The sequence below is a fragment of the Brevibacterium permense genome (assembly GCF_013280495.1).
Classification (GTDB): domain Bacteria; phylum Actinomycetota; class Actinomycetes; order Actinomycetales; family Brevibacteriaceae; genus Brevibacterium; species Brevibacterium permense.
In genome coordinates, this window is the sequence record NZ_JABSSX010000005.1 from 87,471 (window position 1) to 107,389 (window position 19,919).

The 19,919-nt window shown below is 65.4% G+C and carries 18 protein-coding genes and 1 riboswitch; of the genes, 7 read left to right on the forward strand and 11 right to left on the reverse strand.

The window, feature by feature from the left end:
• Positions 1-21: 21 nt before the first annotated feature.
• On the forward strand, positions 22-621 hold the full coding sequence (locus HK353_RS09065; RefSeq protein ID WP_342589867.1) for a LysE/ArgO family amino acid transporter: 600 nt from the start codon (positions 22-24) through the stop codon (positions 619-621).
• Between the two features lie 467 nt (positions 622-1,088).
• Here HK353_RS09065 and HK353_RS09070 read toward each other — a convergent pair whose 3' ends face one another.
• Both HK353_RS09070 and HK353_RS09075 read right to left on the reverse strand, forming a co-directional pair.
• Complete coding sequence (locus tag HK353_RS09070) at positions 1,089-3,266, reverse strand: YhgE/Pip domain-containing protein (protein ID WP_173155388.1); 2,178 nt, start codon at positions 3,264-3,266, stop codon at positions 1,089-1,091.
• A gap of 40 nt (positions 3,267-3,306) precedes the next feature.
• Positions 3,307-4,164 (reverse strand): ATP-binding cassette domain-containing protein, encoded by an 858-nt coding sequence (locus HK353_RS09075; protein WP_173155390.1) that lies wholly within the window; start codon positions 4,162-4,164, stop codon positions 3,307-3,309.
• A 365-nt stretch (positions 4,165-4,529) separates the two neighbouring features.
• On the opposite strand from HK353_RS09075, the gene HK353_RS09080 reads away from it, so the two are divergent.
• Complete coding sequence (locus tag HK353_RS09080; protein ID WP_173155392.1) at positions 4,530-4,907, forward strand: TDT family transporter; 378 nt, start codon at positions 4,530-4,532, stop codon at positions 4,905-4,907.
• 80 nt (positions 4,908-4,987) lie between these two features.
• Here the strand turns inward: HK353_RS09080 and HK353_RS09085 are convergent, their stop codons facing one another.
• The 3 genes from HK353_RS09085 to HK353_RS09095 form a co-directional block, all read right to left on the reverse strand.
• Positions 4,988-5,554, reverse strand: a complete 567-nt coding sequence (locus tag HK353_RS09085) for a DUF805 domain-containing protein (protein ID WP_173155394.1) — start codon at positions 5,552-5,554, stop codon at positions 4,988-4,990.
• Positions 5,555-5,833: 279 nt separating this feature from the next.
• Positions 5,834-7,147: an MFS transporter gene (locus HK353_RS09090; protein ID WP_173155396.1), complete on the reverse strand. Its 1,314-nt coding sequence runs from the start codon at positions 7,145-7,147 to the stop codon at positions 5,834-5,836.
• Positions 7,148-7,236: 89 nt separating this feature from the next.
• Positions 7,237-7,647 carry a MarR family winged helix-turn-helix transcriptional regulator gene (locus HK353_RS09095; protein ID WP_342589881.1) on the reverse strand — a complete coding sequence of 137 codons (411 nt, stop codon included), beginning with the start codon at positions 7,645-7,647 and terminating at the stop codon, positions 7,237-7,239.
• Here HK353_RS09095 and HK353_RS17075 point away from each other — a divergent pair.
• From HK353_RS17075 to ribH, 5 genes are all read left to right on the forward strand, one after another.
• Positions 7,567-7,794, forward strand: coding sequence for a hypothetical protein (locus HK353_RS17075; protein WP_245395932.1), 228 nt, complete (start codon positions 7,567-7,569; stop codon positions 7,792-7,794). The genes HK353_RS09095 and HK353_RS17075 overlap by 81 nt on opposite strands.
• A 57-nt stretch (positions 7,795-7,851) precedes the next feature.
• A riboswitch (FMN riboswitch) is annotated at positions 7,852-7,980 on the forward strand.
• Positions 7,981-8,094: 114 nt separating this feature from the next.
• Positions 8,095-9,189, forward strand: a complete 1,095-nt coding sequence (gene ribD, locus HK353_RS09100) for a bifunctional diaminohydroxyphosphoribosylaminopyrimidine deaminase/5-amino-6-(5-phosphoribosylamino)uracil reductase RibD (RefSeq protein ID WP_245395903.1) — start codon at positions 8,095-8,097, stop codon at positions 9,187-9,189.
• A gap of 52 nt (positions 9,190-9,241) precedes the next feature.
• Positions 9,242-9,889 (forward strand): riboflavin synthase, encoded by a 648-nt coding sequence (locus HK353_RS09105; RefSeq protein ID WP_173155400.1) that lies wholly within the window; start codon positions 9,242-9,244, stop codon positions 9,887-9,889.
• Complete coding sequence (gene ribA / locus HK353_RS09110; RefSeq protein WP_173155402.1) at positions 9,882-11,300, forward strand: GTP cyclohydrolase II; 1,419 nt, start codon at positions 9,882-9,884, stop codon at positions 11,298-11,300. Before HK353_RS09105 ends, ribA begins: the two co-directional genes overlap by 8 nt.
• Positions 11,301-11,364: 64 nt before the next feature.
• Positions 11,365-11,835: a 6,7-dimethyl-8-ribityllumazine synthase gene (gene ribH, locus HK353_RS09115; RefSeq protein WP_173155404.1), complete on the forward strand. Its 471-nt coding sequence runs from the start codon at positions 11,365-11,367 to the stop codon at positions 11,833-11,835.
• Positions 11,836-12,030: 195 nt separating this feature from the next.
• Here the strand turns inward: ribH and poxB are convergent, their stop codons facing one another.
• The 6 genes from poxB to HK353_RS09145 all read right to left on the reverse strand — a co-directional run bounded on the left by poxB (position 12,031) and on the right by HK353_RS09145 (position 19,894).
• Entirely contained in the window at positions 12,031-13,746 is a 1,716-nt protein-coding gene (gene poxB / locus HK353_RS09120) for a ubiquinone-dependent pyruvate dehydrogenase (protein WP_173155406.1), read from the reverse strand.
• A gap of 129 nt (positions 13,747-13,875) precedes the next feature.
• The gene (locus HK353_RS09125; RefSeq protein WP_173155408.1) at positions 13,876-14,121 is read right to left on the reverse strand and encodes a hypothetical protein; all 246 of its coding nucleotides are present in this window, start codon (positions 14,119-14,121) and stop codon (positions 13,876-13,878) included.
• A complete protein-coding gene (locus HK353_RS09130; RefSeq protein WP_173155410.1) occupies positions 14,118-14,366 on the reverse strand; it encodes a hypothetical protein in 249 nt (82 codons plus the stop codon). The genes HK353_RS09125 and HK353_RS09130 overlap by 4 nt, the downstream gene beginning before the upstream one ends.
• Before the next feature lie 67 nt (positions 14,367-14,433).
• Positions 14,434-15,711, reverse strand: coding sequence for a Wadjet anti-phage system protein JetD domain-containing protein (locus tag HK353_RS09135; protein ID WP_173155412.1), 1,278 nt, complete (start codon positions 15,709-15,711; stop codon positions 14,434-14,436).
• Positions 15,708-19,241: an SbcC/MukB-like Walker B domain-containing protein gene (locus HK353_RS09140; RefSeq protein WP_173155414.1), complete on the reverse strand. Its 3,534-nt coding sequence runs from the start codon at positions 19,239-19,241 to the stop codon at positions 15,708-15,710. Before HK353_RS09140 ends, HK353_RS09135 begins: the two co-directional genes overlap by 4 nt.
• Entirely contained in the window at positions 19,238-19,894 is a 657-nt protein-coding gene (locus HK353_RS09145) for a DUF4194 domain-containing protein (RefSeq protein ID WP_173155728.1), read from the reverse strand. The genes HK353_RS09140 and HK353_RS09145 overlap by 4 nt, the downstream gene beginning before the upstream one ends.
• Positions 19,895-19,919: the final 25 nt, after the last annotated feature.

Here is a 19,919-nt window from a genome sequence, read left to right on the forward strand (position 1 = left end):
TCGGTCTCTAATGTTGAGCCCGTGCTCACTCATCTCGTCATCGGACTCCTCACCGGCTGGTCCCTCATCATCGCCGTCGGCCCGCAGAACGCACTCCTGCTGCGGCAGGGGATCCGGCGCGAGCACCTCGGTGTCGTCGTCGCCATCTGCATCGTCGCCGACGTACTGCTCATCGCAGCAGGCACGGTGGGGATCGGGGCGATCGTTCTGCTCGCGCCGTGGGCGCTCGAGGTCCTGCGCTGGTTAGGCGTGGCCTACCTGCTGTGGTTCGCGTGGACGAGCCTGAAATCGGCGCGCGAAGCCACCGGGCTGAAGGCTGACACTCATCAGCGGTCCCTCAAGTCCATCATCGTCACCACTCTGGCGCTGACGTTCCTCAACCCCGGCGTCTACATCGACACCGTCGTCATGCTCGGCAATCTCGCGAATCAGCAGGGTCCGGGCGGGGTGTGGCCGTTCACATTCGGGGCAATGCTCGGCTCGATCAGCTGGTTCCTCGTCATCGGTTACGGCGCCCGTGGGCTCTCCCGTTACTTGGGGCGGCCGCGAGTCTGGCAGGTCCTCGACGTCATCATCGCCGTCGTGCTCGTGTTGCTGGCCGCGCGGCTGGCAATGGAGTAGCGGGAAGTCGCCCCGGTGGGAGCTGGCACTCGGGTCGGCATGCAGACGGAGGCTCCGCGATCGTGTCGGAGCCGAGCGATACCGTCCCAGACATGGATCCCCGCGTCGACCTGCCACTGCGTACTGTGGCCGAGCATGCCCTGTCCCCTCGGGAGCTGAGCCCTTGGCTGCGCGAACTGCCGGCCGTCCGCGACATTCTGACCCACTCCTTGCTCTGCTGACACGCGCAGTTTGCACCTGAGAGATCCCCAAACACCTCGGCGGCGCCTGCTCAACCACTTCCCCACAGGGTTTCGCTGGATTGTTGGGTCGATCCGCGGCGTTTCACGCCGTAGAAACACCGCGGATCGACCCAACAATGCGCCGACAGCGTCTGGCGCCAGCCGCTGGCAGCGCCCTGGCACCCCAGTACCCGCTCGGCTGCGGGCCGTGGACAATCCCGCCCCACGCCCTGCACCCGGCCCCGCCTACAGCTGCAGGCTCGGGTGGAGCTGAGTGAGAGTGACCATACGCTTGCGACTGCAGACCACGGTTGTGGCGACCAGGCAGATTGCAGTCATCAGCAGCAGGACCACTGACGCCTGCGCGGCGATGAACATGTCACCGCCGGCGACCAGGGTCCGCAGGCCCTTGACCGCGTGCGTCATCGGCAGGAACGGCGAGATGATCTGGAAGATCTTCGGCGCCGTCTCCACCGGATAGGTCCCGCCTGCCGATGCGATCTGCAGCATCAGCAGAACGAGGGCAATCAGCCTGCCGACACCGCCCAAGGCCGCGACACACAACTGGTGCACGGAGTGGAAACACGCCGCCGCGAGCATCGAGAACAGCAGCGTCCACAGCCACGCTCCGGCCGAGAAGTCCAAGGTGAATGCGAGGATCGCATAGAGAACTGCGACTTGAGCGATACCGAAGAGGAGCCCGGGAACGTAGCCGGCCCATGCGATGCGCGACGAAGTCGCCGATGAGAACAGTGCTCGGTATGGGATGGCGTTGATGACCATATAGGTGATCATTCCGCCGATCCACAGGGCCAAGGAGACGAAGAACGCGGACAGTCCCTCGCCGTAGGCGTCGACCGCGTTGTCCTTGACCTTGTCTGCATCGACGGGAACAGCCACGACCTCCGAACGGTTCTCCCGGTCCTTCTTGTCATAGGTCGGGATCTGCTCGAGTCCTTTCTCCAGCCCGTCGGCGAGTTCGCCGGAGCCGTCATCGAGTTTGCCCGCGCCCTTGTCGAGTTCGGTCGACCCGTCAACGAGCTGTTCCGAACCGTCCTTGAGATCACCGGCTCCGTCCTTAGCCTTCGCCGTGCCGTCCTTGAGCTGGACGGCACCATCATGGAGGTCACCGGCTCCCTTGGCGAGCTTTCCCGCACCTGCGTCGAGCTTGATCAGCCCGGAGTGGAGGTCGTCGGCACCGGTCGCGACCTTCTGCGCTCCGTCGTCGAGCTGACCGATCTTCTTATCCGCCGTGCGGATCTTGTCCATCACCCCGTCGACCGCGTCGGTCAGCTTGTCCTCGAGGCTCTTGGCTTCATCCTTGGCATCGGAGGCGCGCTTGTGCGCGGAATCGAGGTCCTCGCCGAGGCCGTTGGCATCCTCGGCGAGTTTCTTGACGTTCGGGTCGTCCGGATAGTCCTCCTGCAGCTGCTTGATCCGGTCGTCCATGTCCCCTCGCACGGTGGTTCGGGCATCGTCGAAGTCCCCTTCGGCGCGCTCGAGCTTGGGGCGGGCCCCATCGACGACGTCATCGGCCTTGCGTTTGACGTCCTCGGCCTTCCTCGTGGCCTCGTCGGCGGTATCACGCAGCTCCGAGGTGCCGTCGGCGACCTGCCCTGCGCCGTCGGCGAGTTTCTTCGAACCGTTCTTCGCCTCTGTAGTGGATTCGGCCAGGGTGTCGGCACCGTCGGCAAGGTCGCCGCTGCCTTTCTTCAGCTCACCTGCGCCCTTATCGAGGTCGATGAGCCCTGTCTGCAGGGTTCCGATGCCCTTGTCGAGCTTCGTCGTCCCACCGACGAGTTCGCCGGTACCGTCGTGGAGTTGGCCCGCTCCGTCGTGCAGTTCGGCCGCACCGTCCGCGGCCTTCTCCGTCTCGGAGTGGATATCGTTGAATCCGAGATACACCTGGTTGACGTACTCGGCGGTCGTCGTCTTACTCAGTCCGTCCTTGATCTCGGAGAGGATGGTCCCGGCCATCTGCCCGACGATGAAGTTGTGGGCGTCGTCGGTGCGCAGCCGCAGCCCTGCCTGCTCCGGATCGTCACCGCCGGTCGACACGAGCATCTCGGAGAAGTCCGAGGGGATCTCGAGGACCGCGAAGTACTTCCCTTCAGCCAGCCCCTCGTCGGCTTCTTTCCGGCTGGTCTCCTGCCAGTCGAATCCGCCTTCGCCCTTCGGCGTGATCTCGTCAACGAGTTCCTGACCGGCGTCGAGCCTCTCTCCGTCCGAGTCGGGCTTCTCGGCGCCGGTATCCTCGTTGACGATCGCTGCCTGCAGCTTGTCGAGGTGCCCGGCCGGATCCCAATTCGAGGCGAGGTAGAGCCCACCGTAGATCGACGGGATGACGATGATGACGATCATCGCCAAGCGCGTGATCGTGTGGCGTTTGAATCGTGAGAGTTCTAACCAGGGCAGGGAGAACATTCGGGAATCTCCTCGGATTCGTATACGTGGGGCAGGCGGTTCAGTGTTTGGACCCGCGATGAGCGGGAGGGTGGGGCGGCAGTTCGAGTTCGACAATCGATGGCTCCGCGCGGGAGCCGAGCGACCTGGTGGCGATGTCGAGTTCGCTCGAGTCCTCGCAGGAGACGATGACCGTGAGCAGGTCCTCGGGATCCCGTGATCTGCGCAGCTGCTGGTAGATGAGGATCCCGGCCCAAGCACGGGCTCGGTCGGCGGATTCGCGCAGGTAGTCGATGTTGTCGATGACGACGACAGGTGGGCGGCTGAGGCTTGCCAGCCCGAATTCGAGGAAGAATTTCTGCAGCTCGCTCAGCTCGGAGACGAATACCTCTCCGTCATCGTCGATGAGGAAGTCCGCGCGCTGGGCGTCCTGCTTCGAGAACGTCCCCGGCGGGAGTTCGTCAATGATCTCCGTGGCCGTGGTGAAGGTGTCCCGAATGAGACCGATGACCTCACGCAAGGTCGATTTCGACGCCCACGGCTTGTACCAGGGCTGGAGCATGATCTGTCGTTCTGCGACGTGCTGCGCAACCGTGAAATCGTCCTCAAGGTCCGTCAGCCCGCCGATATGTCCGACCGCAACCTGTCCGCGCACGGTGCGGGCCTGCTTGCGGATATCGATATCGCCGAGGCGGCCCTCCCCATCGGAGACCCGCATCCTTCCTGCCAAGGACAGGAGGAGAGAGGTCTTCCCGCTGCCAGCGGGACCACGGACGACAGCGATGGCACCGGTCGGCACCTCGAGGTCGATATCGGTGAACACATCGCCCTGTTTGCCGGACAGCGACCAACCGTGCAGCGCGACCGCTGGCGCGTCGATGTCGGTGCCCTCGGCGAGAGTGTTCGTTGTGCTCTCCATAGCCATCGCTCCCAATCGTCTGTGCCCTCGTCGATCCGGCCAGTGCCGGAGAATTCTGAACCGCGCAGGTGACTGCAGACTACGCCATCACCGGCACGTGGGGATGTGAAGCGGGCGACTCCACATGAAGTTACTTGTTGGTAACACCAGTGAATTCTCTCATGGAAATGCTGGGAGAGTGACTTGGGAAGACCCAGATGTCACGAATTGCACATCGATTCTCTGTACAGAGGCTATCGGGCGGTCTTTCGATGGGACCGCGGCACCCTCTAGACAGCCGGGGCTGCAACGCGGTTTCAGGGGTGGGGTCGTACTATCGAAGACGTCGATGTCCCCTGACACACGGCGACGAGAATGAGAAGCGAATGAGCACGGCCGATCGCAACCTCACCGGACTGCGCAGACGGTGGGGGCTGAGCCCGTCGACGCTGGCACCCGGATGTTTCGCCTCGGTGATGGCGACCGGCGTCATGTCGATCGGTGCCGAGCTCAAAGGGCTGCCTACGCTGTCAGTCGGTCTGTTCTCTATCGGCGACTCTTCCCTGCTCGAGGCGACACGTGTGCTGGTCGGCGCCTCCTCGGCGAGGGGATTGCAGTCGCGCATCGGGCACCGCCGTGCTCAATTCGCACCACACGTCGCACCTCGCCCTGGTCCTCGCAGTGCGCCCTCCCAGCAGCACAACGCCCCGCCGGTGTCATCTCGCACCTTTGCAACGGTGCGAGATGACACTGACGGGGCGTGATGACCGCGCAGCTGTGTTACGTGTCAGCAACCAGACGTGATGCTCCGTCTGAGCGCAGGCGCCGCAGTCAGACCTCGAAATCAGACGTCGAAGCGCTGACCCTCGGGCTTAGGCGGCATGATCTCCATGACGAGCACAACGATTCCGCCGATAGAGGTCAGGTTGAGCAGGTAGAAGAGGCCGGAGAAGCCTGCATCATGGAGTCGGCGCCAGGAGACAGCGATCGACGGCACGATCGTGGCCAGGACAAACACGCCGAGAAGGACTCCGCCGATGCCCATCAGTGCAACGCCGCCGCCTGAGGGCGCCCCGCCCCCGTAGGGATCGGCGGAAGCAGACGCCGCCATCATCACGGCTCCGATGACGACGAGGATGTAGGGCACCAGCGCAACGAGAACGCAGAACAGCGTCGCCCACCAGAACTCACTGCGCGAGGCCCGCCCGCTGAACTTCGCGTAGTTCTTGAAGAAGCGCTTGACGGCTTGGCCGAAGGATGCGCCGTAGAGCGGCAGCGAGAGGTCATCGGGGCTGGCGGCGCCGCGTGGCGCTCCACCGAAGACCCGCCCTCCGTAGCCCTGGCCGGCGGCACCGGGAGCTCCTTGACCGGGTGTGCCGGAGTTGTATGCTGCATTCGCGTCGTAGGACATGATGACCTTCATCTGTAGGTGACGTTTCTGGTCGCATTCCGTCGTCGATAAGCAGAGTTCTCTCAGTCGATCTTCAGATTGCGCGAATTCTATTCTGCCCTAGGCTCTGCGTCGATCATTTGTCGAAGCGGTTTCAGATCTGCAACACAGCGCATGATTCACTCATTTGTCATGGTCCGGACACGGAAACGGCGTCCGCACAGATCAACTGTCTGCGCGGGCGCCGCACTCCACATCGGGTTCAGTCCCGGGTGCCCAGCCTCGAAACGGACGTGAGACTCAGGCGTCGCCTCCGGTGAGGGCATAAGCCTCGTCGACCGGCGACTCATCGATGTGCCCGTCGACGCGGCGCAGCGCCTTCCACCCTAGTGAGATGACGAGGACCGACAGCAGCACGGCCCCCGCACCGAAGAGGTACGGAGATCCTGCACTGATCGATTCCGACACCGCACCAGCGACGATCGGCGCCACCGCACCGCCGATGAAGCGCACACCCGAATACGTGCCAGATGCGACCGGACGAGGCAGGTCGCTGACCTCCATCGCCGATTCCGTGAACACCGTGTTGAGCACGCCCAGAAGCATGCCCGCCACGATGATGCAGACGATGATCCCGGCCAGCGACTCGACAAGGAAGGACATCACGCCAAGCAGCACGGCCAGTGCGACCAGGGTGACGATGAGGCTGCGACGACGCCCGATCCGCTTGGTCAGCACGGGAGCGCCGAACACCGAGGTGATCGCCACGCAGATGCCCCAACCGAAGAAGACGTAGCCGAGGCCCATGGCGCCGAAGTCCTCCATGCCCAGCTTCGCGGCGGCAGCCTCGACGGGGAATGGGCTGTAGGCCAGCAGGATGAAGAAGCCGAAGTTGTACAGCAGAGCGGAGACGCCGAGGATGGCCACACCCGGGCGAGCCAGCGCACGGAAGGTGGCGCTGAGCCTGATCGGCTCCGCCGACGCTCCGTTCGAGCTCGTGCCGCTGGGCAGCAGCACGATGATCGCGATGAAGCCGATAGCCATGAGGACGGCGGTGCCGAAGAACGGCCCCCGCCAGGAGATTCCGCCGAGGAGCCCGCCGAGCAGCGGGCCGGTGGCGATGCCGACGCCGAGAGCCGCCTCGTAGAGGATGATCGCCTTCTCAGCACCACCGGACGCAGCACCGACGATCGTCGACAGAGCGGTGGAGATGAACAGCGCGTTGCCGAGACCCCAACCGGCACGGAAGCCGATGATCTGGTCGACGGAACCGGAGAATCCGGCCAGAGCCGCGAACGCGACGATGAGGACGAGACCGATGAGCAGCGTGGTCTTCGCACCGATGCGGGATGACAGGAAGCTCGTGAAGAACATCATTCCACCGGTGATGAACAGGTAGCTGGTGAACAGCAGCATCGATTGGGCGGGGGTGGCGTCGAGCTCGGCCGAGATGGCCGGCAGGATCGGATCGACCAGGCCGATGCCCATGAAGGCGATGACCGCGGCGAACGCGACCGCCCAGACGGCACGCGGCTGGCGAAGGATCGACGCTCCCGCCCCGGAATCGCCGGGTGTTTCGTCCCCTGTTGTTTCGTTGTCTGCTGACGCTCTCATCTGCTGGTCGCGTCCCCTTTCCTATGGTGCGTTCCGCTTGCGAAGTCCGCTTCGGAAACGTGATTGAAAAACTGAGATGTGCTCGACGGCTAGCCCGTGGCCGAGTCGAAGTCCGATTCGTCGTCGGGTTCGTCGACGCCGTCGACCGGGTGACGGTCCTTGAGGAAGTCCGAGACCAGTCCGAGCGCACGATCGACGCTCTGCCGCTCCTCGACGCTCAGCGACTCGAAGTAGGGCTGCATCTGCTCGATCATGATCGAGCGGTTCTCCGCCAGCCTCTCCCGCCCGGCTTCGGTGAGCGAGAACTGCGACGCGCGCCCGTCCGTCGGACTGGGCTCACGCACGACGAGCCCGGCTTCCTCGAGCTTGGCGAGAAGCTTTGTCGCCGCGGGCTGAGAACTCAAATATCCTTGCGCGAAATGACCGACACGAACGGGTTGATACTGCTCGACTACGGCGAGCGCACGCAGCGCCGCCAAAGAATTCTCGTTGCCGATCACTCGTCGAAACGCTCTGGTCAGGCGCGACGAGACGACAACGAGCCGCGACACGAGTTCGGCCGAATCCACATCATCCATAACTTCTTTATATACCCAGGTTATGCATTTTGGCAAATCACGGTCATCGCGAGCGCAGCCCCGCCCTGATGTCACTATGTGACAGACCTCGCGGACGACTCGGTGATGGTCATGCTACTCTGGCCTCACATGTTCCGGGGACGGTGAAATTCCGTACCGGCGGTCACAGTCCGCGAGCCGCTCGCATTCGTGCAGGCGGTTGATTCGGTGAAATTCCGAAACCGACAGTCAGAGTCTGGATGGGAGGAGCATGGTGGCCTCGGCCGCTGTGTTTGGTGCATTCGACCGCACCGTCGCACGCGACTGAGACGCCCTGATGGTTGCACCCGCAATATCCTCCCTCCCGGCGAAGGCTCGGGAGGTTTTTTCATGGGCGCGCGGCCAGGCGACGCAGCGGAATTCACGGATCTCGAATCCGCGGCGATGACCGCCGCTCTCAACGCGGCCCGCGAAGGTGTTCGCGGAGCGAATCCGCTGGTGGGCGCGGCAATCCTAACAGCCGATGGGCAGATCGTGACCGGTCACCATGGAGGAACGGGAACACCCCACGCCGAGGTGGACGCGATCACCACCGCTCACGACCTCGACATCGATCTGACCACCGCGACGCTGCTCGTCACGCTCGAGCCCTGCGACCACCACGGCCGGACCGGGCCCTGCACCGAGGCGATCCTCGCCGCTGAGATCCCCTCCGTCGTCTTCGCCTCCCCCGATCCGAATCCCTTGGCAGCGGGCGGTGGAAAGACCCTAGCCGAGGCGGGGCTGACGGTCCGCTCGGGACTGTGCGAAGAGGACTCCCGCGCACTCAATGCGCGGTGGGTGCGCTCCCTGACCGAGGCCCGCCCGTTCGTCACGGCCAAGATCGCGCAGAGCCTCGACGGTGCCGTCGCCGCCGCGGACGCGACCAGTCAGTGGATCACCTCGGCGGAGTCTCGCGCACACGCTCACGAGGTCCGCTCACGCGTCGACGCCATCCTCGTCGGCACCGGCACCGCCGCGGCCGACGATCCGCGTCTCAACGCCCGCGGCCCGGACGGAATCGCACTCGACGACCAGCCGCGGCCTGTCGTGCTCGGCACCTCGGAGCTGCCGGTCACATCGTTCCTCGCCCTCAATCCCAACACTCTGCATCTGCGCACCCACGATGTCCGTGAGGCCCTGGACGAGCTGTACGCCGCCGGAGCGCGCCACCTCCTCGTCGAAGGCGGGCCGACAGTGCTGGGCGCGTTCTTCTCCGCAGGGGTCGTCGACGAGGTCTTCTGCTATCAGGCTCCGCTGCTCATCGGACCCGGCCGCGGCAGCGTCGACGGCTTGGACATCGGCACCCTGTCCGAGGCGCTGCAGCTGATCCCCGACGACACGGAGACACCGGCGGTGTCACGGCTCGGCCCGGACTTCCTGCTGCACTTCGCAACTGCGGATCCGGGACCTGACTCAACCGGCTTACCCGAATCAGTCACCTAGCCGCCGCACTCCTACAGCCACCACCGACCACCGCTTGAGAATCGGGAGTCACATGTTCACCGGAATCATCGAAGGGCTCGGCACCGTCGAGTCCATCGAGCACACGAACGATTCGGCCGCGATCGCCATCGACGCCGGCGCCCTCGTCGCCGACCTCGAACTCGGCGGCTCGCTGGCCGTCAACGGCGTCTGCCTGACCTCGACGAGGCGGCCCACCGAGCAGCACCCCGGCCTCTTCACCGCCGAGGCCATGGGCGAGACCCTCCGCCTGACCGGACTCGGCACTCTGGGCACGGGCGACCGAGTCAATCTGGAGCGCTGCACACCCGCCTCGGGGCGCTTCGACGGCCATGTCGTCCAAGGACACGTCGACGGCCGGGGCGAACTCCTCGACCGCACCGACCGTCCCGACTGGTCGACCCTGCGCATCGGGATCCCGAGCGAGCTCGCTCCACTGACCGCGGTCAAAGGCTCGATCGCTCTCAACGGGGTGTCACTGACCGTGACGGCCGTGTCCGAGCCGAGCGTATCCTCCGCGTGGGTGGAGGTCGGACTCATCCCGGCCACGCTCACGCACACGACGTTCGGACAGATGCCGGTCGGCGCGGCCGTGAACATCGAGGTCGATGTGCTCGCGAAGTACACCGCGCGTCTCCTGTCCTTCCGCACCAACACCCAGCAAGGAGTCGATCATGACTGATCCCATCGCTCACGCCAGCCGCCTCGATCCCATCGATGCGGCCATCGCAGCCGTCGCCGCCGGCCGGCCCATCCTCGTCGTCGACGATGAGGACCGGGAGAACGAGGGCGACCTCATCATGGCCGCCGAGTTCGCCGACGCCACGACGATGGGCTTCTTGGTCCGCCACACCTCGGGCGTCATCTGTGCACCGATGACCGCCGCCAGGGCCGACGCCCTGCGCCTGCCGCCGATGGTCAGCGACAACGAGGACCCGAAGGGCACGGCCTACACGGTCAGCTGCGATGCGGTGGGGGTGACCACGGGAATCAGCGCCGCCGAACGCGCCGAGACCGGTCGGGTCCTCGCCGCCGCCCGCCCTGATCCGGCGGCGATCTCGCGGCCCGGCCATGTCTTCCCGCTCATCGCGAAGGACGGCGGTGTCCGGGAGCGCCCCGGCCACACCGAGGCCGGGGTGGAGTTCGCGCTTTTGGCCGGTGCGCAGCCGGTGGCGATGATCGCCGAGGTGGTCCACGACGACGGGTCGATGATGCGCTTCGACGCCGTCCGTGAGTTCGCCGATGACCACGACCTCGTCATGGTCTCGATCGAACAGCTCATCGCCTACCTCGAGCTGCGTGACGCGGATGCGTCGAACGACTCCCCGGCGGCCCTCTCGTCGGCGGCGGATGATTCCCGCACTGAGGCGACCGCCTCGGTGACGGCTGCCGGTGCCCTTGGCGGTAACGAGTCGGTTGAGGCGACCGCGGAGGTGGCTCTGCCGTCGAAGCACGGCAGCCTGCGGGCCCGCGCGTTCACGATCAACGGGCATGACCACCTCGGCGTTCTTGCGGGACCCCCGGATTCCGGCACGGAGGGTCCGGCGCCTCTCGTGCGGCTGCATTCGGAGTGCCTGACCGGGGACGTCTTCGGTTCGCACCGGTGCGACTGCGGTGAGCAGCTCGACCTGGCGCTCGACCTCATCGCCGAACACGGCGGGGCGGTGCTCTACCTGACCGGACACGAGGGTCGCGGAATCGGGCTGCGCAACAAGCTGCGCGCCTACGCTCTGCAGGATCAGGGGCGGGACACCGTAGATGCGAACCGGGACCTCGGGTTCACCGACGACGCCCGCGACTACCGTGCCGCGGCGACCATCCTGCACTCGGTCGGGCTGACTCGCATCCGCCTGCTCACGAACAACCCGGCGAAGACCTCGGCTCTCGAAGAGCTGGGCATCACGGTCGAAGCTGTGGTTCCGCTCGAGGTCGCGGCGCGGCCGGAGAACACGCACTACCTGGCCACGAAGCGCGAACGCATGCACCATGTGCTCTCACTGCCGGAGGTCACGGGCACATCCGGTACTGGCGCAGGTACTGTCGGCACGGGCGCGGGCAACGGTGCAGGTGCCGCCGGGGCCGTCGCCAGCTGAAACCCGCGCACCCACTCAGAACACGAACCAGGCTCTTCGGAGCCTTCGAACAAAGGACACAATCATGGCTCATTCCGGAGCACCAGAACTCACCGTCGACGCCGCTGACCTGCGCGTCGCTATTGTCGCCGCCTCCTGGCACACCCAGATCATGGACGGGCTCGTCGACGGGGCCCAGCGCGCCGCCGCCGAGGCCGAAGCCGAAGCCACGCTCATCCGTGTGCCCGGCAGCTTCGAACTGCCCGTCGCCGCGGCCCGCCTGGCACCGCACTTCGACGCGGTCGTCGCCCTCGGAGTCGTCATCCGCGGCGGCACCCCGCACTTCGACTACGTCTGCCAAGCCGCCACCGACGGCCTCAACCGGGTCGCCATCGACTCCGGCAAGCCCGTCGGATTCGGCGTCCTGACCTGCGACACCGAACAGCAGGGGCTCGACCGTGCCGGGCTCGAAGGGTCTGTCGAGGACAAGGGGCATGAGGCGATGACCGCCGCCCTCGTCACCGCTCAGGCACTGGTGTCTTACTCGCTGGGTTGAGTGGCGGGGCCTCCACGGGTGAGTGGGTCGGCCGCCCCTGCCTTCCTCAGACCGATCGGACCGCAGAGCCTGCTTCCCCCAAGGATAAGTGTGCGCAGATTGCCCGTTTGGGTGTCCCAAGTGGCAATCTGCGCACACTTATCGTGGTCTGCGCCAGTTTGCGCCGGCGGCGCAGGACCTGCGACCTTACTCAGCTCAGAAGAGCTGGCGGATGTTCGTCCGGGCGAGATCGATGAGTTCGTCGCCCTTGCCCGAGAGCACCGTGCGGATCGCGTAGAGCGCGAAGCCCTTGGCTTGCTCGACGGTGATCGACGGCGGCATCGACAGCTCCTGGCGTTCGGTGACGACATCGAGGACAGCCGGCCCCGGGTAGGCGAGGAATTCCTTGACGACCTTCGGCAGGTCCTTGGACTTCTCGACCCGGAAGCCTTTGATCCCGACCGCCTCGGCGATGGTGGAGAAGTCGGGATCGTCGAGGTCGGTGCCGAACGTGACAAAACCGGCCGCCTTCATCTCGAGCTCGACGAAGTTGAGTGAGGAGTTGTTGTACACGACCGTCTTCACCGGCAGCTTGTTCTGGGTGAGCGTGATGAGCTCACCGAGCAGCATGGACAGGCCGCCGTCGCCGGCGAGCGCAATGGTCTGCCGGCTGTCGAACGCCGACTGGACGCCGACGCTCTGCGACAGTGCGTTGGCCATCGAGCCGTGGCTGAAGGAGCCGATGAGGCGGCGCTTGCCGTTCATCGTCAGGTATCGGGCCGCCCACACCACCGGCGATCCGACGTCGGGAACGAAGACCGCATCGTCATCGGCCATCTCGTCGATGAGCCGGGTGAGGTACTGCGGGTGGATGCTCCGCTTCGACGGGGTCGCGAGCTCGTCGAGATCCTTGCGGGTCTTCGCATAGTGCTTGGTCATCGCCTTGAGATGTGTGCTGCTGCGGTTGGGCTTGAGCTGCGGCAGCAGGGCCTCGACGGTGTCGGCAACCGTTCCGACGAGCGGGATGTCGACTTTCGTGCGCCGCCCGATCTGCGAACCGCGCACATCGACCTGGATAACAGTCGCGTCCTCGGGGTAGAACTGCTGGTAGGGCAGGTCGGTGCCGAGCATGAGCAGGGTGTCGCAGTCCTTGAGCGCAGCGTAACCGGAGGAGAATCCGAGCAGTCCGGTCATGCCCACGTCGTAGGGGTTATCGTATTCGACGAATTCCTTACCACGCAGCGAATGGACGATCGGAGCCTGGAGCTTCTCGGCGATCGCGAGCAGCTCATCATGGGCACCCTCGGTGCCGGCACCGGCGAGGATCGTCGTCTTCTTGCCCTTATTGAGCGCCTTGACAGCGGCCTCGATTTGGGATTCGGCCGGGATCATGTGCGATTGGTAGCCTTTGACCACCTCGGCGGCGGCGTCGATTTCGGACAGACCGATGTCACCGGGGATTACGAGGACAGCGACACCGCGCTTCTCGATCGCTTCGCGCATGGCGATGCGCAGCAGTCGGGGCATCTGCTCGGCCGAGGAGACGTTCTCGACGTAGACGCTGCAGTCACGGAACAGCTCGGTCGGGTGGGTCTCCTGGAAGTAGTTCGAGCCGATCTCGTCGCTGGGGATCTGGGCGGCGATGGCCAGCACGGGAACCCGCGAACGCTGGGCATCGAAGAGCCCGTTGATGAGATGGAGATTGCCGGGTCCGCAGCTGCCGGCGCAGACAGCGAGTTCACCGGTCAGGGCGGCCTCGCCGCTGGCGGCGAAGGAAGCGGCCTCCTCGTGGCGGACGTGAACCCATTCGAGCTGCGGGTTCACGCGGAGGGCATCCGTGAATCCGTTGAGCGAATCTCCCGGGATGCCGTAGACGCGCTTGACTCCGCTGGCGACGAGGGTATCGACGATGTTTCTGGCGACGGTGGGCATTGACTTCCTTCCGTTGAACCATGGCACCGGGGGTGCATTCACAGCCCCGGCAGGGGCGGCCCCGTGATCGAGACCTTGACAGCACTTTCAGTCTAGCCCCGAAGTCCAGCAGGGCGGCTGTCCGATTCCTCACCCCCGAATGCGGGAATATCTCCCGTATCGGTCTGGGAACGGCCTCGCCGAGGCGGAGAGGACGACCGTCCGCGACCGTGTCGACGAGTGCCGTTCAAGGCTTGGGTACCTGAATCGGCCGGCCACCTGACCGAAGCCGACGAGGCCGAGGGAGATGGCCGCCAGACCGTAGTCGGCACCGCGTTCGATGATGAGCGGGATGATGTTGATCGTCACCGCGAAGAGGGTGAAGGTCGCGATCACGATCTGGAGGGTGATGAACCGCGGGTGACGTGGAGCAGTTCGGCCCGGCTCGGGCGTTCGGTGCGGTCGGCCGCCTCGTCGGTCCAGGTGCGGTTGAGGACCGTCACCGTCGTGTGGCTCCAACCCATATCGTCAGAGATCGGGGTGACCGCCACCGGCAGGGAGTAGTAGAGCAGGCCCCAGCACACCAGTTCGGCGACGCAGAGGGCGGCCAGTCCCCCGCGCGGCTTATCGGTCGTCGTCAAGGCACTCGCCGAGGCGGTGCTCCGTTCCCACGCCAGGTCCCGTTCCTTCGATGAGGTGACCCGAGGTCTACACCTCGACCGCGGTCCGCAGGCGGTTCAGAGCCGTATCCCACGGGATGCGTTCCTGTTCGAGCCGGACGCCTCCTTCAGCATGTAGTCGTTCGAGGGCTCGTGCCTCGGTGCCGGTGAGATGCGCGAAAGTGCCGGTGCTCGGCTTCGGTTCCGGTACCCAGAGATCCTGGTGCGCGAGCAGTGTTGCTTCGTCCATGAGCACGGATTCGACCTCCGGCAGGTGGCTGCGCAAACGGTTGAGGATCGCGAAACCATGGGAGTCGAGGTCGCCCCAATAGATCACACGCGCACCGACGATCCAGTCCAATCGAGCGACCCCGTCGACGCCATAGACGGAGCCGTGTACGGCCACGGCGCCCGGCCAATCCGGCATGGCGAGCACGGATTCGAGGTTCTCGAAGACGAAGACCACCCTAGGCTTTATGGGCAGTCGACCGAGCTGGGAGATCAGAGCGGTCACATCGTCGAGGGGCGCGGCGGCTGCTCTGACCGAGGTGCGATCGACGGTGACCTCATGATCCGCGGCGCCGATCAGGGTCCCGTCGAGGATACGCAGCCGCAGTCGCGGTTCGGCGTCGAGGACGGTCACCGCATGGGCGTGGCCGATCCCTCCGAGCAGGGCGGTGACGAGGCTGCGGTGGGTCTCGAACCATTTCGAGTCCACCCCGCGGATGGGCAGCTGTCTGGGTCGCAGCGATCCGAGCGGATGGGTGCACAGCCAGTCGACGACGTCGATGACAGTAACGAACGCAGCGTCGGACAGGGAGAGGATCCGTTTCGACTGGGAACGTATCGCCGCGGCAAGGGAGTCCTCCTCCGAGCTGACCTCTGCGTCCGCGTCGCGAGTCGCCGCGATGCCGTTCGGCACGGACCCGAGTCGCTGCCGGATGCCGACGGCACGGTCTCGCAGTCTCCGCCATTCTCGAGCGGTGTCGCCGCCGACGAAAGCGGCCACTGCATCAGGGGTCAACAGTCGCAGTCGGACCGGCACGCGTTGACTTCCGACGCGAGCCCAGCTGCGTTCTTCCCAATCGACCTCGAGCTCTGCAGGTGCGCCCGCGGCTGCCGCCCCCGCACGCTCCCGGACCGCCCGCCAACTGCCGGCCCAGTCGGCGGCAGCAGCCTGATCGGAGAGCACCTGCTTCTCCGTCGGTGGTTGGAGGGCGATCTCAACACGCACCTGACCTGTTGCCTCCGCCGCCCACGAGGCCATGGACGAACTCAGGCGAGTACGTGCCTTCGTCCGAGCCTCGGCGACGGAGAGCATCGTCATCGGGCGTCCGACTCCTCGAACTCAAGCTCGACTTCACCGGTCACACGGACACTCTCTGAACTGTCCGAACCCTTGGAAACACCTAACCCACCAGGCCCAGCGGACTCCTCGCCCGCGCGATCAGCCGATTCTGACTCCGTGCCCGGCTCCGCGCCAGCTCCGTCCCCGCGCACGGACTCGTCCCACACCATCGTCGAGGTCAGGGTCTTCTGCCTGCTCGGATTCTCGATCGAGGTCGCCGCACCCACATAGGGTTCGATCGTCTGCAGCAGCTTCTGCGGAGTCGCCAGCACCATGTGGAACCCGAACTCGATGAAGATGTCCAAGGCCATACGGGTATACCGCGTATCCGCTTTGTCGAAGGCCTCGTCGAGGATGATCGTGCCGTACTTCGAGATCGCCTCATCCGGGTCGGCGAGCTGATAGCGCAGCGCTGCCGCCAGGCAGAAGATCACGAGCTTCTGCTGCTGACCGCCGGACATCGCCGCACCCGAATCGTAGGTCGCGTGCGCGCGCCCGTGGTCGTCGATCTCCTCGGCGAGGAAGCTCACGTGCAGGCGTGTGTCCAGACATTGGTTCTTCCAGACCTTGTCGACGTGTTCGCTGGACGCGAATCGGCGCATCACCTCGGCGAGGGTGTCGTACTTCCTCTCCGCAGTCTCCATATCGTCCTCACCCCAGCTGCCGCTCGCCACGAGGCGGAGATCGGCGATGAAGGCATTGACGGTCTCGGGCCGACGGGTCTTGACCTTCAGCCGCAGGTACCGGTCCTCGTCGAACTGCGAGCGCAGCAAGGAGGAGTTGATCGGCGCGACCCGGTCCTCGATCTCCCGGGGAGCCGCATGGATCTCGTTGAGGAGTTCGCCGATGAGATCCCGGGACCGCTGCTGCAGCAGATCCCGGAACCGGTTCTCATGATCAGGCAAGCCGTGCGCGAGGATCTCATCGAGCATCGATAGATAGGCGCGACGATCATCGACTTCCGCGGTGAGCTGGGACGATACCGACGGCCATGCGGCCTTGAACTCGGCAGCCAACCGAGTCACGGACTGCCCCGACCGACTTGCATCGGCTTGCGCCCGGTCCTTCTCCTCCTGCAGCACCTGCGAGACCTGCTGGCCCACCTCGGCGAGGTTCTCCCGCTTGATGCTGCGTTGGATCTTCCGGAACCGTTCGTCCAATTGTTCGCCGAGGTGGCCCTCGACTTCCGCGACCCGACCGGAATTGACGTCGTCTTCGATCCGGGTCATGTTCGAGCGCAGACCCGTCGATTCCTCGTTCGCTCGGCGAAGAGCATAGTCGGCGTCGTTCTTCGCCTTCTCGGCTTCGTCCTTGACCGCCTTGGCTTCGCGTTCGGCGCCGATCGCCTGCTGCAGGTCGCCGTCGGCATCTTCGAGTTCGGCCAGCTGCCGCTCGAGAGTCGCAACCTTCTCGGCCGCTCCGTCTCGGTCGACGTCGCGCCAGGACTGTTCGCGAATACCGGCGAGGATGCCGCGGCGACGGTGAGCCTGTGCGGTTTCGGCATCAGCAGCCGCGACCACCTGTTCGGCCGCGGCCAGTTCCGACTGAGCCTCCTTGAGGGATTCGACGAGGGCTTCGAGTTTCGCTTCGCGGTCGCCGAGGACCCATTGGCTGCGATCGTCGATGGCCCGCCGGTCGTCCTTCTCGTACCGGGTGCGTGAGGTCTTGACCTGGCCCTTGACGGTGACGGCGCGCGGATGGTCGTCGAGTTCGTCCGGGTGGTCGACACAGGCGAAGTCGAAGCGTTCGGACAAGGTCGTCCGGACCCAGTCGCCGAAGCCGGTGTCGCTGACATTCACCTTGCTGACCAGCGACTTCTCACTGCCCACGGGGCGGGGGCTCGGCACTGAGCGCGGGATCTCCTCGAAGACGAGGCGACCGCGGATGCGGTGGGAATCCACCCACGTGCGCACGGCCGAGAGGTTCTCAGAACGGACGAGGACAGTCAGTGCCATGGGCCGCAGCACCCTCTCGACGGCACCCGTCCACCGGGCCTCGGCGGGGTCGACTTCGATGAGTTCGGCCGCGAACGGCAGCGCTTTCTCGCTCAGTCCGGTGCCGGCGGCGAGCTCGGACCTGATGGTCATGAGGTTGTTCGGCACGGTCGATCCGGACCGCCGCAGGGAGTCGATCTCCCCTTCGAGTTCGCGGACCTTCGCCCTTGCCTGGGAGAACCGGTCGTGATCGGCGTGGCTGGGTCCGGCGACCTGCGTGGCGTCGTCGAGGCTGGAGACGATCTGAGCCTGCAGTTCGGCGAACTCGGCGGCCGTGGTCGGGGCGTGCTCGATGCCGGCCTGCTCAAGCTGGCGAGCCAGCCCAGACCAGCGTTCGGCGATGGCGCGGCGTTCGGTTTCGGCGGTGTCGATGCGCTGCTGAAGGTGCTCGGCCTCGGAACCACCGAGTTCCAAAGTGGCCCGTCGGGCCAAGTCGTATTCGTCGACTGCGGCGTCGAAGTCACGTTTGGCGCGGTCGGCGGTGACTTCGAGTTCGACGATCTGCCTGGTCAGCGCCGAGAGGTCGGCGCGGAGGATATCGAGCTCGCGCCGCTTCTGGTACGGCAGCAGAGCTTCGCTGAGCGCGATCGACTTCGCGGCGATGTCATTGGCGGTCTCGAAACGGGAGGCGGCTTCGCGCAGCTGCAGCAGATGATCTCGCTGTTTGCGCAGTTCGACGACATGGTCATGAGCGTCCTTGAGGTCACCGAACTGGGCGACGGCGGTCTCAGCGAGGTCGAAGGTCACCGGACTTTCGAGCATATGGTCTCGGAAGAGCCGGTCGAGGCTGTCCAGGCTCTTCGCCGACTGTGTCTTGTGCAGCAGCTGGAGTGCGGACTCGTCGGCCATGCCGAAGGTCTTGCGCATCCGTGCATAGAACTTCCCGTGGTGGCCGTTCGACGTGACCACCGCATCAGGATGGTCGGCCTTGAGTTTGCGGGTCTCGAGTCCGGAGCGCGCATAGTGCTGCAGGTCGGAGAGGTCGAGGTCCGCGCGCTCGAGGACACAGGCGTCGGAGAGGTCCGTCGTTTTCGTGCCCGAACCCTTGATGAAGAAGAGTCGGGCCAACGACAGGGGCTTGTCGCTGCCGTTGTCGTAGCGGAGGATGATTCCGCTCCAGGTGGCGCGCGGACGCAGATATTTGCTGACGACCCGGTCCTCTTCGGAATCCGCGGTGCGAGTCCAGGCCCCGCGGACGTAGCTGACGAGGCTGCGCTGGTCGAGGCGCGCGCCCGCGGTCTGAGCGGCGACGTTGAAGCGCAGCCACTTGTCCGGGGTGAGCACTGCGGCGATTCCGTCGAGGAGGGAGGACTTGCCCGAGCCCGAGGGACCGGTGATGAGGTGGCCCTTGTGGGAGACGGGGATGCGGTGGATGTCGGCGTCGAAGGTGCCCCAGTTCGCGATCTGGATCTCGCTCAGGCGCCACTGGCTGCCGACGTCGGGTCGGTTCGCTCCGCGAGCACGCGCCTGGTCGGCGACGAACGCCGCGTCGAGCGGGAAGAGTGCCTCTGTCACGCTTCGTCCTCCTCGGTGTCGGCGTCGATTTCTCCAGCATCGGTCTCACCAGCGGCAATGCGTTCGTAGACCGCGATGAGCTCGCGCACGCGGTCCTCGTCGATGAGGAACTTCACCATGGGAGAGATCTCGAAGCGGTCTTCACCGGCTTTGTGGAGCACACGCAGTCGGTTGCTCATCCGCGACCACGCGCCGTTGAGATTGCGCTGGAAGGTCGATTCGTCCCCTGTGCGGTAGATCGCGAGGCGTTCATAGACCTCTTCGCGATCGACGATCACGCGCTTCTCCCCCGGCGCGGCCAACAGGAGCTGCCGGAGCACCAGCAGCATTGCCGTGTCGAGGAAGGTGAGTCGTTCGCTGCGCACCGCGGCGGGCGCGTCGATCTCGTCGGTGACGATCTTGCGGGTGAATGCGAATTCGTCGACCCGGTCGATGACGAGGTCCAGGAACAGATCGTGCAGGCGCGAACGGACGAGGCTCTCGTCCGCGACGAGAGCTGCCCACAGCTGCGGGGCCTGCGTCCCGGACACATACGGCCCTTTGAGCAGTTCGAGCAGCACTCGGCGGGTGCGCTCCCCCAGCGTTCCGGTGTCACCGAACCACAGACCGCTGGGGTTGTGGCTGAGGTCGTCCGCAGAATCGGTGGATTCCATCGCCGAGGCGGCCCCCACCTCGGCG